The sequence below is a fragment of the Brevibacterium sp. 'Marine' genome, assembly GCF_012844365.1.
GTDB lineage: Bacteria > Actinomycetota > Actinomycetes > Actinomycetales > Brevibacteriaceae > Brevibacterium.
This window is the reverse complement of the sequence record NZ_CP051626.1, coordinates 2,809,028-2,826,623: the sequence shown is the minus strand read 5'-3', so window position 1 is coordinate 2,826,623 and position 17,596 is coordinate 2,809,028. Positions and strand designations below refer to the sequence as shown.

The following is a 17,596-nucleotide window of genomic DNA, read 5'->3' as shown; positions in this document are numbered from 1 at the left end:
GCAGGACTCAGGATTGATCCAGCCACACCCTCTAGACTGTGCGTCCAAGGGAGCCGACCGGGTTCCCGAGCATGGCGGAGGGTGTGGCTGTTCGCATTCCCCGCAGCCGATGGCCCGCCAGGACAGGGCCAAGAGCGTGACCCACACGCGTGGAGGTGAAGCGGTGTCTGAGTGGAAATCGCTGTGGAAGAGCGAATGCGGGAAGTCCGCGCCGATCTACCGGGTGCTCGTGCCCGACAGCGTCAACGAGGCGGTGCTGCGCGCTTGGAGTGCCCGCGGATACCGCTACACGGCCGGAGCCCCGAGCGCGATCATGCTCACCGGTGGGATGAGCCGGAACTTCTTCCGCTCCAGCGTCCTGTTCAAGGGCGGCACCGCCGCCGGCACCGCCGTGACCGCGGGATTCGCGGCTCCCGGAGGACTGGCTCTGGTCTCGGGATTCGCCGATGCCGCACTGACCTTCGGCGGGATGGGTGCGGCCACCGCCCTGGGGACCGGAATCTTCGCGGCCGTCACCGGCCCCAAATACTTCCGCGATCCGAAGCGTCTGAGCCGGAAGAACCGACGCAAGGTCGCCGCCGCCCAGTGGGTGACCCCGGCCAGCCTCGGCTATCTGCCCGGGCGCAAGGAAGGCCGCGACACCGACGAGCAGCGCCTGTTCCATCTCGCCGTCACGATCGCCCGCAAGATCGTGCGCACCCGCGCCTGGACCCATCCGATACTCAAAGACCACGTCTCCCGCGTCGACCTCGACCATGCGGTGGCCTCCATCGGCGTGCGGCTGCAGGAACTCGTCAGCCTCCGCGAGGAGATCGAGGGCATCCGTGATGCGGGGACCGCGAAGTCGGTGGAGACCTATCTGTCGAAGCTGGCCGTCGCGTTCTCGTCCATGGCACGCCGCGTGGAGTCGATGCACGACTACTACGAGCGCCTCCTCGAACTCGATCAGCAGCTCATGCTGCTGCACAACTCCGAACGCTCCCGCGAGCTCGGTGACCGGGTGCTCGACGTGCTGTCTCGCACCGCCGCGGACGATTCCGCCGATTGGCAGTTCAGGGAGCTGCGCATCGACGCGGACTCGCAGTCGTCGATCATCTCCGGACTCGTTGCCGAACTCGATCAGACCGCCGATGACTTCGACGACTTCGACACCCGGTTGGCCGCAGCTCAGAAGTCCGTGGACGAACTCGAGGCTTAAGCTCGGCTCCCGGTTCAGTGACCGAAGGGGTCGGGGTCGACTCCCGGCATCCATGACAGGCCCGGCTGGTTGTAGCCATGCGCTTCCTGGGCCTTCTTCCACTTCTTCGACCAGCGCTTATCGAGGCGGTCGACGTAGAGGGTTCCCTGCAGGTGGTCGTATTCGTGCTGCATGATGCGCGCGAACCACCCGTCAGCGCTCAGGGTCACCGGTTCGCCTTTCTCATCGAAGCCGTTGACGGTGACTCTGTCGGCACGTTTGAGGGGGAAATCGAGACTCGGCACCGACAGGCACCCTTCGGTCTCATCGTCGGGATCGGGACGTGTGTCGGGAACCTTCGAGGCAATGAGCACGGGATTGACGAAGGTGCCGCGACGACGCACACCATAGTCGTCATCGGCGTTGTACACGAAGATGGACTTGCCGACGCCGATCTGCGGTGCGGCCAGTCCGACACCGTTGCTGGCGTCGAGTGTCTCGTGCATGTCCGCGACGAGTTCGGCAAGGTCCTCGTCGAACTCGACGATCTTCTCGGCACGACGATGCAGAACGGGCTCGCCGCAGACGACGATGGGATGAATAGCCATGAGGATAATCGTATCGGTCACCGGAGACCGTCTCAGCCTCAGCCTGACGGCCATGGTCGGGCATGAGCGTCAGGGAGAGCCGCCTCGGTGATCATGTCCGCCGATTGCTCAGCGGTTGTTGCGAATCGGACCTGCGGCAGATGGATAGATATGCGACCGCTCCCAGCCTGTGATAGGGAACGTCATATAGTTTCGCCGCCAGCGAACACAGATTGTTGAGCAACATATCTGGGAACACGTTCAGCGTCGGCGTGGTTATGATGAAGACAAGCCGTCTCGGACCACGAGATGAAAGCTGTCGCTCAACGCTTGCCGGAACAGCTCTGCCGAGTGGTGAGAGGCCTGTGACGGCGGGTGCACACAGAAGCGTGAAAGGACTTACTTTGACCATCTTCAACAACGTCTCCGATCTGGTCGGCCGTACTCCGCTGATCCGCGTCAACAAGGCCAGTGAACGCTCCGGCGCCGAAATCGTTGCGAAGCTCGAATCGTACAACCCGGGCAACTCCGTCAAGGATCGCATCGGTGTGGCGATGATCGACGCAGCCGAGAAGTCCGGCGAACTGCAGCCCGGCGGCACGATCGTCGAAGCCACCTCCGGCAACACCGGCATCGCTCTGGCGATGGTCGGCACCTCCCGCGGCTACAAGGTCAAGCTGACGATGCCCGAGTCGATGTCGAAGGAACGTCGCGCCCTGCTGCGCGCCTTCGGTGCCGAACTCGTCCTCACCGACAAGGCCGAAGGTATGAAGGGGGCAGTGGCCAAGGCCGAAGAGCTTGCTTCCGACGGCGCCGTCCTCGTGCGCCAGTTCGAGAACCAGGCCAATGCCGAGATCCACAAGGCCACCACCGGTCCAGAGATCCTCGCCGACACCGACGGCAAGGTCGACATCTTCGTCTCCGGCATCGGCACGGGCGGAACCATCACCGGCGCGGGAGCCGCGCTGCGTGAGGCCAACCCGGATGTGAAGATCATCGCCGTCGAGCCCGCCGCTTCGCCGCTGCTGACCGAAGGCACGGCCGGACCGCACGCGATCCAGGGCCTCGGCGCGAACTTCGTGCCCAAGGTGCTCAACACCGATATCTACGACGAAGTCGTCGATGTCGACAACGACGACGCCTTCGAGCGGGCTCGCGCCGTCGCTCTCGAAGAGGGCCTGCTCGTCGGCATCTCCTCCGGCGCCGCACTCTTCGCTGCCGAGAAGGTCGCGTCTCGACCGGAGAACGCCGGCAAGCGCGTCGTCGTCATCATCCCCAGCTACGGCGAGCGGTATCTGTCTACTCCGCTGTTTGCCGAGTACATGGACTGACTCCATGGCAGCGGCACGAGGGCGTCAGACTTCGGTTTGGCGCCCTCGCTGTCTGCAGAGTCCGATGTCGGACCGCTGCGGGAATTCTTCCGCCCGGATCCGACTTGCACGAGACAGACCGAGACGAATGAGCAGGGGGAGTCAACGATGAAGGCACTGTGGGCAGCGGCCGCGGCGGCCGCCGGTGCGGCAGCCTATGGGCTGAGCCGACCCGGTGTGCGCGAGACGCTCAAAGAAGACCTTGAGACGGTGAAGCGGCGAGATCCGGCGGCGCGCAATGATTTCGTCTCATTGGTGTCCTACCCGGGGATGCATGCCATCTGGGCCCACCGCGGACTCCACCGCCTGTGGCAGCACGATGCTGGAAAGGTGCCCGCGCGACTGATGTCCCAGCTGGTGAGGACGCTGACCGGTGTGGAGATCCACCCGGGGGCGCAGATCGGGCGTCGCTTCTTCATCGACCACGCCAACGGCGTCGTCATCGGCGAGACCTCGGAGATCGGCGACGACGTCATGCTCTATCACCAGGTGACCCTCGGCGGCACATCGATGGCACAGGCGAAGCGCCACCCGACGATCGGCAACCATGTGCTCGTCGGCGCCGGGGCGAAGATCCTCGGCCCGGTCGTCGTCGGCGACAACTCCGCGGTCGGAGCCAATGCCGTCGTCGTCAAGGACGTGGCGGCCGACTCGAGTGCCGTGGGCATTCCCGCGACCGTGCGCCCGAAGAAGAAGGTCGGCGCCGCCTCGGCGAAGGCATCTGCGGATGACGGTTCGGTGAAACACCCGGATTTCGTCCTCGAGGACCCCGCGCTCTGGATCTGAGGCGGCTCCTGCTGCCGGACAGACGGCGGCTCCTGCCTGCGGGCGTCAAAAGCGGCTCCTGCCTACGGGCGTCAAAAGCGGCTCCTGCCTACGGGCGGGAGCCGCTTGTCGTGCATTGTCGGGTCGATCCGCGGTGAGAATCGGGCTGGAACCACCGGGGATCGACCCGACAATCGACCGCTTGTGGTCATGGCCACGCCACCCACCCAGGTGGCTGCCCGCGGCCGGGAATACTTTTGACACCACTTCTGTTAATATTTCAACTAGTTACTTCAAAATTGAAGTGAGTTCGATCAGCAGGGCGGCCGCTCAAGCCGCAGGAGCTCAGACGCAGGAGGCGCCATGGAATTCGGAATCTTCACAATCGGCGATGTCACCACCGACCCCACTGACGGCACCACCGTCAGCGAACACCAGCGGATCAAGAACACCGTCGAGATCGCCAAGAAGGCCGAGGAGGTCGGACTCGACGTCTTCGCCACCGGTCAGCACCACAACCCGCCCTTCGTGGCGCCGGCGAATCCGCCGATCCTGCTGGCCAACATCGCCGCGCAGACGCAGACACTCGAACTCTCCACGGCGACGACGCTCATCACCACGACCGATCCCGTGCGCATCGCCGAGGACTACTCCTACGCTCAGCACCTCTCCGAAGGTCGCATCAGCCTGATCATGGGCCGCGGCAACACCGGTCCCGTCTACCCGTGGTTCGGCAAGGACATCCGTGCCGGCATCCCGCTGGCGGTCGAGAACTACAACCTGCTCTACCGTCTGTGGCGTGAGAAGAACCTCGACTGGGAAGGCAAGTTCCGCACTCCTCTCAATGGCTTCACCGTCACCCCGACCCCTCTGGACGAGGTCCCGCCGTTCGTGTGGCACGGGTCGATCCGCAGCCCCGAGATCGCCGAACAGGCCGCCTACTACGGCGACGGGTTCTTCCACAACAACATCTTCTGGCCGACCTCGCACACCGCGCGGATGGTTCAGCTCTACCGTCAGCGCTATGAGTACTACGGTCACGGCACGGCCAGCCAGGCGATCGTCGGCCTCGGCGGTCAGGTGTTCATGCGCAAGAACTCCCAGGACGCCGTCCGCGAGTTCCGTCCCTACTTCGACAACGCCCCGGTCTACGGCCACGGACCCAGCCTCGAGGACTTCTCGACGCAGACTCCGCTGACCGTCGGGTCGCCCCAGCAGGTCATCGAGCGCACCCTGAGCTTCCGCGACTGGGCCGGAGACTACCAGCGTCAGCTCTTCCTCATCGACCATGCGGGACTGCCGCAGAAGACGGTACTCGAGCAGCTCGACCTCCTCGGCGAAGAGGTCATCCCCGTTCTCCGCGAGGAGTTCGCGAAGGGCCGCCCGGCAGACGTCCCCGATGCCCCGACGCACGAGTCCCTCGTCATCCGCCACCGCGAAGGCCGGGATCCGATCCCCGGCGGCGGAGAAGGATCACGCGCCTTCGAGGACCGGCAGGCACGCGCTGGCGAATCCGCCGGGAACGACGCCCAGAATGCGACACGGGAAGGAGCCGACCGCTGATGAGCACGAAGACGATGAACATCGTGGCCGTGACCACCTCGCTCAGCGAGGATTCGACCACGCTCAAGCTCACGAACCGGATCCTCGGTCAGGCCGCCTCGGCGGGGGAATCGGTGGGCATCGACGTGACCACGGACGTCATCAACGTCCGCCGCCTCGCCACTGCGCTCACGGACATGACCCTGACAGGGTTCCGCTCCGAAGCGCTGGAGACGGCCTTCGAGACCATCGCCGCGGCCGACGCCATCGTCACCGTCGCGCCGGTGTACAAGGCCGCCCCCGTCGGTCTGCACACCCTGTTCTGGCAGCTCATCGACGACAAGGTGCTGAGCCGCAAACCCGTGCTCATCGCCTCCACCGGCGGCACTGCCCGGCATTCCCTGGCCGGAGACGCCGTGCTGCGGCCGATGCTGTCCTACCTCAAGGGCATCGTCGTGCCCACGACGGTCTTCGCCGCGACCGACGACTGGGGAACCGTCGAAGGCGGCCGGGCGCTGACCGCCCGGATCCGTCAGGCGGGGGAGGAGCTCGTGTCCCTGACCGCAACGATCAGCGGGGCCGGAAACGACGACCTCGCCGAGGTGGCCGACCCCGATCCGCGCGATAGTGCAGGGGCGGGTGCGGCCCCGGGTGCCTCGGCGAATCGCGGATTCGTCGACGAATTCGACCCCGCGAACGTCACCCCGTTCGCGCAGCTGCTCGAGGGCTGAGATGACGGAGATCAGATTCGGGCTTGGGAGGGAGGCGCTGGCGCAGAACGCGTGGCGAACCTATTTCGAGACTTCGCAGCGCCTGCGTCAGGCCCTCGAGGCCCAGCTCAAGGACGATGCGGGCCTCGATGTCAGTGACTACAACACTCTGCTCCTGCTGTGGGAGGCGCCGGAGCGGACGCTGACGATGAGCGCCCTGGCGAAGAAGCTCGTCTTCTCACCCTCGCGGCTGAACTATCGGATCAAGGTCCTCGTCGAGGCGGGACTGGTGACGAAGACTCAGTGTCCCGGGGACGGGCGTGCTCACAATGTGGCGCTGACCGAGGCGGGAGCGCGGGCGTTCCTGTCCGCCGGCTCTCAGCACAAGAGCTATGTCGACGAGGTCTTCTTCGACCATGTCAGCGACGCCGAGCTAGAGGTGATCGAGGCCGTCTTCACTAGGATCGGGAAATCGCTGCCCGAGAACTGAGGACGGTGTCGGCCGAGGGGTGAGGTGGGCCCCGCCCGAGAACTGAGGCCGGTCATCTCAGAGTGACGAACGTCTCGGCATGGTCCGAGACTGCGTGCCACAATGAGGGCATGTCCATCACCACAATCGCCTTCCCGAACTCCGAGCTCCGCAATCGTGTGATCGCTCAGATCCCCGCTCACCAACGTGCCAACGTCGACCTCGTCGTCTTCTCCGACGCCGAACGGTCGGCCAAGCTCAGCCGTGACGATGTCGACGTCGTGATCCTGCCATACCTGAATTCTGGGCCGACGATCGAGCTGCTCGACGAGCTGCCCAATCTGCGTATGGTCATCACGCAGACGACCGGATACGACCCCGTCGCCCACCTGCCCGAGCGTGGAATCCAGGTCGCGACCGCCTCCGGTGTGCATACGGGAGGCACCGCCGAGCTCGCGCTGGCGCTGACCCTGGCCAGTCTGCGCGGAATCGACGACGCCGTGCGCTCGCAGGTCTCGCGGGTGTGGGAGCATCACCGCTACCGTTCGCTGCAGGACCGACGCGTGATGATCATCGGCGTCGGTGAGATCGGCTCGGCCATCGCCGACCGCTTCGACCCCTTCGAGGTCCAGCTCACCCGCGTCGCCTCGACCGCGCGTGAGGACGAGCGCGGGAAGATCCACGGCGTCGACGAGCTGCCGAGGCTTCTGCCCCACACCGAGGTGGTCGTGCTCATCACGCCGCTCAACGAAGGGACGCACAACCTCGTCGACGCGGAGTTCCTCAGCCTGCTTCCCGACAATGCGCTCATCGTCAACGTCGCCCGCGGCAAGGTCGTCGATACGGACGCACTCGTGGCAGAGCTTGCCACCGGACGACTCCATGCCGCACTCGACGTCACCGACCCGGAGCCGCTGCCGCGCAACCACGCGCTGTGGGGGACCCCGAACACCCTCATCACACCTCACGTCGGAGGCGATACCTCGGCGTTCGAACCACGAGTCGTGAAGATCCTCGCCGCGCAGGTCAGGCGGATCAACGACGGTGAGCAGCCGGTCAATCTCATCAAGGCCTGAGGCGCGGTCAACAGCAGGCCAGAGCTGCCGCGCACAGCAGGCCTGAGACGCGGTCAATAGGTCACGCGGATCTGACCTAAGCAGGACCCTGACATAGCTCTGCGGTCGGACTCCCGCATGGTGCCCAGAAGAGGTTCCACCATGCGAGAGTCCGGCATGCGGATGCTGAAATCGGGCGTAGCATGCCTGCATGAGCATCGATACAGACACCACCACTCCCGACATCAAACCCCGTTCTCGCGATGTCACTGACGGTCTCGAAGCCACCGCGGCACGTGGAATGCTTCGCGCCGTCGGCATGGGCGACGACGACTGGGTGAAGCCGCAGGTTGCGATCGCGACCTCGTGGAACGAGATCACCCCCTGCAACATGTCGCTGCAGCGTCTCGGTTCGGCCGCCAAGGAAGGCGTCCACGAGGCCGGTGGCTTCCCGCTCGAATTCGGCACCATTTCCGTCTCGGACGGAATCTCGATGGGCCACGAGGGAATGCACTACTCGCTGGTCTCACGTGAGGTCATCACCGACTCCGTCGAGACCGTGATGAGCGCCGAACGACTCGACGGCTCCGTGCTCATGGCCGGCTGTGACAAGTCGATCCCCGGAATGCTCATGGCATCCGCCCGCCTGGGACTGTCGAGCGTCTTCCTCTACAACGGTTCGATCATGCCCGGAACCGCGAAGATGGAGGACGGCTCGGAGCGGGAGGTCACCCTCATCGACGCCTTCGAAGCAGTCGGTGCCTGCCGCGCCGGCACCATGTCCCAGAAGGACGTCGACGCCATCGAGCGCGCCGTCTGCCCCGGCGAGGGTGCGTGCGGCGGAATGTACACAGCGAACACGATGGCCTCGGCTGCCGAGGCCATGGGCATGTCACTGCCGGGTTCGGCCGCTCCGCCGGCCATCCACCGCAACCGCACGATGTTCGCCCGCAAGTCCGGCGAGGCAGTCGTCAACATGCTGCGCCAGGGCATCACCACGAAGGACATCATCACCCGCGAATCGCTCCACAATGCGATCGCCGTGGTCATGGCCTTCGGTGGTTCCACGAACGCGGTTCTCCACCTGCTGGCCATCGCGCACGAGGCCGGAGTGACGCTGGAGCTCGACGACTTCAACCGCATCGGCGACAAGGTCCCGCACCTGGGCAACGTCAAGCCCTTCGGCCAGTACGTGATGAATGACGTCTTCAAGATCGGCGGCGTTCCCGTGATCATGAAGGCCCTCCTCGACGCCGGTCTGCTCAACGGCGACTGCCTGACCGTGACCGGCAAGACCGTGGCCGAGAACCTCGAGTCGATCAACCCGCCGGACCCCGACGGGAAGATCCTGCGTGCGCTCAGCAACCCGATCCACGCCACCGGCGGCCTCACCGTGCTGCAGGGATCGCTGGCTCCCGAAGGTGCCGTCGTGAAGTCCGCGGGCTTCGACGCCGACGTCTTCGAAGGCACCGCTCGCGTCTTCGACCAGGAGCAGCCGGCAATGGACGCCGTGCTCAACGGAGAGCTGAAGAAGGGCGACGTCGTTGTCATCCGCTACGAAGGGCCCAAGGGCGGACCCGGAATGCGCGAGATGCTCGCGATCACCGGCGCCATCAAGGGCGCGGGCATCGGCAAGGACGTCCTGCTGCTCACCGACGGTCGCTTCTCCGGCGGTTCGACCGGTCTGTGCATCGGCCACATCGCCCCCGAGGCGGTCGACGGCGGTCCGATCGCGCTCGTCGAGGACGGGGACAAGATCACCGTCGACATCGCGGCACGCTCGATCGAACTCCACGTCGACGAGGAGGTGCTGGCCGAGCGTCGCAAGTCCTGGACGCTGCCCGAGAACCACCGCCTGACCGGTGTGCTCGGCAAGTACGCGAAGCTCGTGCAGTCGGCGTCGAAGGGCGCGGTCTGCTTCTGAGCCAGTTCAAGGCCTCTTGCTGACGCAGTCCGCTTCCGGGTGACGCTCGGCGGCACGGGCCGAATCCACCATCGCCGAGGCGGTGCAGACGTGAAGTCTGCACCGCCTCGGCGATTTCGTTGGGGAACGCCGCCGATCACAGCATGGGCCGACATGACCGTGCGACACGGAACGACAGTTACCGAAAAGTTACTTCGGCGTGTCGCGCGGATTTCCGGGGGACACGCGGCCTTGTCGCAATCGGTACTGCAGGAGACGTTTGTGCGGTGGGTCACATGGGGATACAGTGCGAAATATGCTCAGTCGTTTATGAGGAGCCATTGAGGCTCCTCACATCTCGACTGGCCTACGCACCGAATACCCCAAAGGACCCTTGATCGTTGATGATTGTCACTTCCTTCCCGATTCGCCATGAGATCTATTCGCAGCTTCCCGGCCCGATGCACCATTCCGCGGACCACAGTGAGGACAGCCTGATCGCGGTGTCGTAGTCGGCACCATGGGAAAATACGTTCTGCGGCGGTTCATCAACTACTTCATCCTCGCGTTCATCGCGACGGTCACCGCCTACATCACCTCCAGCTCTTTCATGGATCCGGCCTCCCGGTACCGCGGTCAGAATCCGCCGCTGTCGGAGGCATCGATCCAGGCCATCCTCAACAGCCACGGCACGAATCCCGACGTCCCGGTCCTCGAGAGAACATGGGACTGGCTGACGAACATCTTCCTCCACGGTGACTTCGGCACCACGGTGCACAACTCTCCGGTGCTGCAGGAGATCCTCGTCCGCGCCGGTGTCAGCCTCAAGCTCCTGCTCATCGGTTCGATCATCGGAGCCCTGCTCGGTGTGATCCTCGGCGTGTGGGGAGCCGTCAGGCAATACAAGGCGTCTGATCAGACAGTGACCTACGCGTCCTATCTCATCATCGCCACTCCGACGTTCGTCATCGGTGTGCTCCTCATGATCATCGCGACCGGTTTCAACAATATGATCGGCACGACGCTCATCCGATTCTCGGGGGACTATTCGGCGAATATCGACCCCGGGTTCCTCCCCTGGTTCACCGACCAGGTGTCACATATGCTGCTGCCCACGTTGGCACTCGTGCTCATGGGCGCCGCGACGTACTCGCGCTACCAGCGTTCGGTCATGCTCGACGTGCTCGCCTCCGACTTCATCAGAACCGCACGCGCCAAGGGGCGCACTCGCAAGACCGCGCTCGTCAAGCATGGAGTGCGCGTCGCGCTCATTCCGATGTCGACCTACTTCGCCTACGCTTTCGGCACGCTGGTCGCGGGCTCCTCGATGCTCGAGGTCGTCTTCTCCTGGAACGGTATGGGCCAGTTCACCATCAACTCCATCCTGCAGTCCGATATCAATGCGGCAGCAGGCTCCGTCCTCTTCGTCGCAGTGCTCACGCTGCTGGCCTCGACCCTGTCGGAGGTCCTCTACGCCGCACTCGACCCGAGAGTGAGGATCTGAAATGGCAACAGACATCCCGATCTCCACGCAATCCGACGCCGAGGTGGTGCCGAAGCGTGCGAAGCCGACCTCCCGGGCGATGCTCATCTGGCGGCGGCTGCGCTCGACCCCGCGTTTCTGGGTCGGTGGAATCCTGCTCGCGTTCTTCGTTCTCTTCGCCCTGTTCGGCAACACCATCAACATCTACTCGCCGACGGACCAGGACGTCTTCGCCCTCAACGAAGGCCCGAGTGCCCAGCACTGGTTCGGCACCAACACGATCGGTCAGGACATCTACGCCCAGACCGTGGTCGGACTGCAGAAATCCCTGCTCATCGGCATCATCGCCGGTCCGGCCGCGAGCATCCTGGCAGCGATCATCGGCTCTGCGGCCGGGTACTTCGGCGGCCGCGTCGAGGCGGTCATCGTGTGGTTCATCAACCTTCTGCTCGTGCTGCCCTCGTTCTTCATCCTCGTGCTCATGGCACCTCTGCTGCGGCAGCTGTCCTGGATGGCCATCGTCGTCTTCCTCGTACTCTTCGGATGGATGATCATGGCTCAGGTCGTCCGCAACCAGACCAAGGCGATCAAGGACCGCGACTTCGTCCGAGCCGCTCGATACATGGGGGTGTCGACGCCGAAGATCCTCAGCCGCCACATCATCCCGAACGTGGCCTCGATCCTCATCGTCGATGCGACCCTCGGCGTCGTCTCCGCGATCATCGCCGAGACCTCGCTGAGCTATTTCAACTTAGGGATCCAGAAGCCCGACGTTTCGATCGGCACGCTGCTGGCCGACGGTTCAGGGGCCGCTGCCACCCGCCCCTGGCTGTTCGTCTTTCCCGCAGGCGTCCTCGTGCTCATGCTCTTCGCCATCAGCCTGATGGCCGATGCCCTGCGCGATGCGATCGATCCGACCTCAGGAGCCAACCGTGACTGAAACACTTGACATCGATCTCAACTCCGTCAACGCGGCTGAACCGATCCTCGAGGTCAGGGATCTGACCGTGACCTTCCCCAACACCAAGGGCGACGTCCACGCCGTCCGCGGGGTCGACTACGAGGTCAGACCGGGCGAATTCCTCGGCATCGTCGGCGAATCCGGTTCCGGCAAATCCGTGTCCTCGATGGCAGTGATGGGGCTTCTTCCCTCGACCGCACAGATCGCCGGCTCCATCCGGTACCGCGGGCAGTCGCTGCTGGATATGAGCGACCATCAGATGTCGCAGCTGCGCGGCCGCGAGATCGCGATGGTCTTCCAGGACCCGCTGTCGGCTCTGACCCCCGTCTATACGATCGGCGAACAGATCTGTGAGGGGCTGCTCATCCACGACCCGGGCCTGTCGAAGGAAGCGGCGAACGAACGAGCGATCGAACTGCTGGAGATCGTCGGCATCCCCGGAGCGCAGCGGCGGGTGAAATCGTACCCGCACGAGTTCTCCGGAGGCATGCGTCAGCGCGCGATGATCGCCATTGCGATCGCCAATGACCCGGACCTCATCATCGCCGATGAGCCGACGACCGCCTTGGACGTGACGATCCAGGCTCAGATCCTCGACGTGCTGCAGAAGGCGCGCGAGATCACCGGTGCCGCGATCGTGCTCATCACCCATGACCTCGGTGTGGTAGCCGGAAATGCGGATCGGATCGCAGTCATGTACGCCGGTCGGCTCGTCGAGACCGGGGGAGTGGAGCAGGTCTTCCACCGCCCGCAGATGCCCTACACGACAGGACTGCTGCGGTCTGTGCCGAACCTCGCGACCGCGGGCACCCAGCGACTCGTTCCGCTGGAGGGCAAACCGCCGTCGCTGTCGAATCTGGCCCCGGGGTGCCCTTTCGCACCGCGCTGCCCGATCGCGGTCGACAGGTGCCGCGAGGTCGAGCCCGATCTCGTCGAACACGGAACCCCCGGAGTGCAGGCCGCCTGCCACCGTGCTGATGAGATCGCCCGGGGCGATCTGGCGGCCAAAGACATCTACCCGCGTCCCGACCCGGTGGCGACTCGGGTGAGAGACGATTCGGCGCCGAACATCCTTGAGGTCACCGGTCTGCAGAAGCACTTCCCGCTGCTCAAGGGTGCAGTGTTCAAACGACAGATCGGCACGGTGAAGGCCGTCGACGGAATCGACCTCGAGATCAGGACCGGTCAGACTCTCGGCCTGGTCGGCGAATCCGGCTGTGGGAAGTCGACGACGATCGGCGAGGTTCTGGAGATGGTCGCTCCGCAGAAGGGGAGGCTGGTCATCAACGGCATCGACGTCGCGGACCTGAATAAGCGCGAACGTCTGGCCATGCGCAAAGACGTCCAAGTCGTCTTCCAGGATCCGATGGCCGCGATCGACCCGCGTCTGCCGGTCGGCGAAGTGATCGCCGAACCGCTGACCGTGCATAAGGTGCCGGCCAAGGAGCGCAACGACAAGGTTGCCGAGATGCTCGAACTCGTCGGTCTCGATGCGTCCATGGCCGAGCGCTACCCGCACGAGTTCTCCGGCGGTCAGCGGCAGCGCATCGGGATTGCTCGGGCGCTGGTGACGAATCCGAAGCTGCTCGTCCTCGACGAACCCGTCTCGGCCCTCGACGTCTCCGTCCAGGCCGGTGTGATCAATCTGCTCGAGGACCTTCGAGACACATTGGGACTGTCCTATCTGTTCGTCGCCCACGACCTCGCAGTCGTCCGACAGATCTCGGACTTCGTGGCCGTGATGTATCTCGGTCGGATCGTCGAGTACGGCGAATCCGCTGCTCTCTATCGTCACCCGCAGCACCCCTATACCAGGGCGCTGATGTCGGCGATTCCGGTACCCGACCCCGAGGTCGAACGCTCACGCGAACGGGTGCTGCTCACCGGCGACCTGCCGAGCCCGACCGATGAGATCTCAGGGTGCAACTTCCGCACCCGCTGCCCGCTGTTCACCCTGCTGCCGGAAAGCGACAGACAGCTGTGTCTGAACGACGACCCCAGTCCTCGTCCGCTCGAAGGCGGCCTCGTCGCCTGCCACCACGCGGAACGGAGCCGAGAACTCGAGTCTGCGGACTGATCTCACCCCACCAACCCACCTCGAGGAACACAACACAGGAAATGAGGAACTCATGAGAATGAGGAACAAGGCGACAATGGTCGTCGCCGCGACCGCCGCACTGGGCCTGGCACTGTCCGGCTGCCAGCAGGCGAACAAGGACTCCGGCGGCGTCGACAGCGAGCAGGCCGACAAGGAGATTTCCGGGCTTCCGACCACCGACTATCAGAAAGCCGCCTACGACGAGGTCAAGGACGGTGGAACGCTGACCTACCCGATGACCGAGATCCCCGCGAGCCTCAACTACTACCACGCCGACGGCGCGCACGTGGACAACAACAACCTCTACGGGACGTCATTGGGCGGACCGGTCAGGATCAAAGACGACGGCACGTGGGAAGTCGACAAGAACTACGCCGAGAGCGTCGAGGTCGCCAGCGAGGATCCGCTGGTAATCGATGTCAAACTCAACAAGGACGCCGTCTGGGAAGACGGCACCCCGATCGACGTCGATGACTACAAGGCCTTCTGGAAGACTCAGAACGGTTCGAACAAGAAGTACGAGGTCGCTTCGACCAAGGGCTTCGAAGACATCGAGAAGATCGAATCCGGCGAGGACAAGTACGATGTCAAGGTCACGTTCAAGACACCGAACATCGACTGGCCGAACTACATCGGCGCGTTCCTGCCCGATGAGATCTCCGAGGACGTCGACGCGTTCAACAAAGACTATGTGAAGAAGGTCCTGCCCTCGAACGGCCCATTCAAGGCGAAGAAGGTCGACAACAAGTCCGGTGTCATCACCATGGTCAGGAACGACGAATGGTGGGGCCAGGAGCCGAAGCTCGACAAGGTGATCTTCAAGGTCGTGTCCCAGGCGCAGCAGGCTCAGGCCTACGCGAACAAGGAGCTCGACCTCGTCGACGTGGGAACCGACGGCGACTCCTACACGACCGCCGGCAAACGTGACGACGGCGAGATCTACAAGTCGCAGGGAATGCAGTGGACTCACCTGACGATGAATGCCGAGAAGGGGGCGCTCAAGGAGCAGGAGGTCCGCGACGCAATCGGACACGCGATCAACCGCGAAGCCATCGCTCAGGCCGCCATCGGTCCCGTCGAAGCGCCCGTGACTCTGGTCAACAACGTCACCTTCATGCCCGGCCAGGAAGGCTATCAGGACAACACCGACGGCAGCCTCGAATTCGACCAGGAGAAGGCGAAGAAGATCCTCGACGACGCCGGCTGGACCGAAGGCGATGGAGGCGTGCGTGAGAAGGACGGCGAGAAGCTCACGTTCAAGATCGTCGTCCCGGCCGATACCGCCTCGAACGCACAGCGTGCCGAACAGGTGATGAAGGACCTCAACGAGATCGGCTTCAAGATCGAAATCGAGACCGTTCCCGTGGCCGCCTACTTCGCCGACCACGTGCTCAACGGCAACTTCGAGATGGCCACGTTCACCTGGGAGGGCACGGCTTTCCCGATCTCCTCGGGATCGAACCTGTTCTACCCCGCGGACTCGGAGCAGAACTTCTCGAAGATCTCCAGCGATGACATCGGTGAGAAGTTCAAGGAAGCGACGAAGACTCTCGACCCGGCCGAATCGAAGAAGCTGGCCAATGAGGGAGACGCCGCCGTACTCAAGCTCAAGCCTCTCATTCCGATCTACCCGACACCTTATGTCTGGGGCGTCCGGGATGACGTCGTCAACCTCGGTCCGCGGCAGCTCGAAACGCCGGACTGGACGACGATCGGCTTCAAGAAGTGATGCACTCGGCTTCACGAAGTGATGCACTGATCGATTGAAGCCATCCGAGACTGCCGGCCCCGTGGGATCACGTTCCCCACGGGGTCGGTCTTTCTGTGCCCGGCTGACAGCCGAGCGGGATCAGATGAATCCGATCGCCACCAGCAGCACGAGCACCAGAGTCACCCCGATGACGCCGAGGCTCCACCGAGTGCGCACGTCCTCGGCATCGGCGGACAGGCCGTTTCGCACGGCCGTTCCGGGAGCATCCGCGAGGGTCTGCTCCCAGCGGCGCAGCAGCTCGAACGCCGGATGATTGTCCGGAGACTCCGGTCGAGTTCCGCCGGTCAGCCCGGAATCGATCTTCCTCCGCGGCAGTCCGGGGGCGTTCCACGGGCGAATGGTGCGCGTGGCCCCGTCCGCCGAAGCTGTTTCGATCGTCACGACAGACCCCAGCCGAATATCACGGATTCGGGTGTAGGGCACCGATGTCGTGCGCAGGATCTCTCTGACCTCGACTTCGTCGGTTCCGACGACGAGTGCCGGCCGCCAGAGCACGGCGAATGCGACCCAGCCGATGAGCACAAGGCCGGGCCCGAAGCGACCGACGGTCTCCCACGCTCCGCGCAGGAGAGCGTCACCGAGGAGGAAGGCGAGGAACGCCCACACGATGACCGTGATGATAGGGCCGCTGCGTTGTCTCAGGATGATCGGTGCACTCACCAGCCCAGCCTATCGGCTCTAGGATGTAGGTCACACGACTTCAGGAGAGGAACACAATGCGCATCGTCGTTCTCGATGATTTTCAAGAGGTGGCAGCCACATTCGCGGACTGGAGCGGTCTCGACGCCGAGGTCGAGTTCATCTCGCGCCCGATCGTCGACGACGATGACCTGGTGCAGGTCCTCACCGGCGCCGAGGTGGTCGTGGCGATGCGGGAGCGAACCGCCTTCACCGCCGGTCGGCTGCAACGTCTGCCGGATCTGCGTCTGCTCGTGACCACGGGGCGGGTCAACGCCTCCATCGACGTGCAGGCGGCGCGTGCGCTGGGGATCGTGGTCTGCGGAACCGAGTCGACCACCTCGGCGACACCTGAGCTGACCTGGGGACTCATCCTCTCCGTCCTGCGCAGCATCCCGGCCGAGGATGCCGCCGTCCGAGGCGGCGGCTGGCAGTCGAGCGTCGGGGGAGACCTCGACGGGCACCGCCTCGGCGTGGTCGGTCTGGGACGACTGGGAACGAAGGTCGCGCGGGTCGGCGCTGCCTTCGGCATGGACGTCGTGGCGTGGAGCCAGAACCTCGATGCCGAACGGGCCGACGGCCTGGGCGTGCGCTCCGTGAGCAAGGACGAACTGTTCTCCACCGCCGACGTGGTCACGATCCACTACAAACTCAGCGACCGCAGCCGAGGACTCGTCGGCGCCGCCGAGCTCGAGACGATGAAGCCGGGCAGCATCCTCGTCAACACCTCGCGTGCCGGTCTCATCGACACCGACGCACTCATCGCCGTGTTGGAAGCAGGTGGGATCCGGGGCGCCGGACTCGACGTCCACGACGAGGAGCCGCTGCCGGTCGATCACCGTCTGCGCAGCACCCCGCGGACCGTGCTCACCCCGCACCTGGGATACGTCACGGAGGACACGTATCGGATCTTCTTCACGCAAGCCGTCGAGGACATCGCCGCCTGGATCTCAGGAGAGCCGATCCGCGTGCTCGGCTGATGCGCCGACGGCTATGGTGAGCAGAGAGGGACGCCACACAACTCGGC

The 17,596-nt window shown here is 64.4% G+C and carries 15 protein-coding genes; 13 read left to right on the top strand and 2 right to left on the bottom strand.

Annotated elements, in window-relative coordinates; translation table 11 throughout:
* The first annotated feature begins 163 nt into the window (after positions 1 to 163).
* Positions 164 to 1,198, top strand: coding sequence for a hypothetical protein (locus tag HF684_RS12690; protein WP_248278930.1), 1,035 nt, complete (start codon positions 164 to 166; stop codon positions 1,196 to 1,198).
* A gap of 14 nt (positions 1,199 to 1,212) precedes the next feature.
* Here the strand turns inward: HF684_RS12690 and def are convergent, their stop codons facing one another.
* Positions 1,213 to 1,785 (bottom strand): peptide deformylase, encoded by a 573-nt coding sequence (gene def, locus HF684_RS12685; RefSeq protein ID WP_169252762.1) that lies wholly within the window; start codon positions 1,783 to 1,785, stop codon positions 1,213 to 1,215.
* Positions 1,786 to 2,168: 383 nt separating this feature from the next.
* Here def and cysK point away from each other — a divergent pair, with 383 nt between their 5' ends.
* The 11 genes from cysK to HF684_RS12630 all read left to right on the top strand — a co-directional run bounded on the left by cysK (position 2,169) and on the right by HF684_RS12630 (position 15,849).
* Positions 2,169 to 3,095 (top strand): cysteine synthase A, encoded by a 927-nt coding sequence (gene cysK, locus HF684_RS12680; protein ID WP_025779366.1) that lies wholly within the window; start codon positions 2,169 to 2,171, stop codon positions 3,093 to 3,095.
* 147 nt (positions 3,096 to 3,242) lie between these two features.
* Positions 3,243 to 3,920: a serine O-acetyltransferase EpsC gene (epsC, locus tag HF684_RS12675; protein WP_248278929.1), complete on the top strand. Its 678-nt coding sequence runs from the start codon at positions 3,243 to 3,245 to the stop codon at positions 3,918 to 3,920.
* A gap of 342 nt (positions 3,921 to 4,262) precedes the next feature.
* The gene (locus tag HF684_RS12670) at positions 4,263 to 5,462 is read left to right on the top strand and encodes an LLM class flavin-dependent oxidoreductase (protein ID WP_169252760.1); all 1,200 of its coding nucleotides are present in this window, start codon (positions 4,263 to 4,265) and stop codon (positions 5,460 to 5,462) included.
* Positions 5,462 to 6,172: an NAD(P)H-dependent oxidoreductase gene (locus HF684_RS12665; protein ID WP_248278928.1), complete on the top strand. Its 711-nt coding sequence runs from the start codon at positions 5,462 to 5,464 to the stop codon at positions 6,170 to 6,172. Before HF684_RS12670 ends, HF684_RS12665 begins: the two co-directional genes overlap by 1 nt.
* 1 nt (position 6,173) lies before the next feature.
* A complete protein-coding gene (locus HF684_RS12660) occupies positions 6,174 to 6,641 on the top strand; it encodes a MarR family transcriptional regulator (RefSeq protein ID WP_169252759.1) in 468 nt (155 codons plus the stop codon).
* A gap of 110 nt (positions 6,642 to 6,751) precedes the next feature.
* Positions 6,752 to 7,696, top strand: a complete 945-nt coding sequence (locus HF684_RS12655; protein WP_169252758.1) for a 2-hydroxyacid dehydrogenase — start codon at positions 6,752 to 6,754, stop codon at positions 7,694 to 7,696.
* A gap of 190 nt (positions 7,697 to 7,886) precedes the next feature.
* Positions 7,887 to 9,599 carry a dihydroxy-acid dehydratase gene (gene ilvD / locus HF684_RS12650; RefSeq protein ID WP_169252757.1) on the top strand — a complete coding sequence of 571 codons (1,713 nt, stop codon included), beginning with the start codon at positions 7,887 to 7,889 and terminating at the stop codon, positions 9,597 to 9,599.
* Between the two features lie 499 nt (positions 9,600 to 10,098).
* Positions 10,099 to 11,082, top strand: coding sequence for an ABC transporter permease (locus tag HF684_RS12645; protein WP_169252756.1), 984 nt, complete (start codon positions 10,099 to 10,101; stop codon positions 11,080 to 11,082).
* Between the two features lies 1 nt (position 11,083).
* Positions 11,084 to 12,001, top strand: coding sequence for an ABC transporter permease (locus HF684_RS12640; RefSeq protein ID WP_169252755.1), 918 nt, complete (start codon positions 11,084 to 11,086; stop codon positions 11,999 to 12,001).
* Positions 11,994 to 14,099, top strand: coding sequence for an ABC transporter ATP-binding protein (locus HF684_RS12635; protein ID WP_248278927.1), 2,106 nt, complete (start codon positions 11,994 to 11,996; stop codon positions 14,097 to 14,099). Before HF684_RS12640 ends, HF684_RS12635 begins: the two co-directional genes overlap by 8 nt.
* Positions 14,100 to 14,151: 52 nt before the next feature.
* A complete protein-coding gene (locus tag HF684_RS12630) occupies positions 14,152 to 15,849 on the top strand; it encodes an ABC transporter family substrate-binding protein (RefSeq protein ID WP_169252753.1) in 1,698 nt (565 codons plus the stop codon).
* A 120-nt stretch (positions 15,850 to 15,969) separates the two neighbouring features.
* Here HF684_RS12630 and HF684_RS12625 read toward each other — a convergent pair whose 3' ends face one another.
* Entirely contained in the window at positions 15,970 to 16,551 is a 582-nt protein-coding gene (locus HF684_RS12625; protein ID WP_169252752.1) for a PH domain-containing protein, read from the bottom strand.
* Between the two features lie 56 nt (positions 16,552 to 16,607).
* On the opposite strand from HF684_RS12625, the gene HF684_RS12620 reads away from it, so the two are divergent.
* Positions 16,608 to 17,549: a D-2-hydroxyacid dehydrogenase family protein gene (locus HF684_RS12620; protein WP_169252751.1), complete on the top strand. Its 942-nt coding sequence runs from the start codon at positions 16,608 to 16,610 to the stop codon at positions 17,547 to 17,549.
* The last annotated feature ends 47 nt before the right edge of the window (positions 17,550 to 17,596 follow it).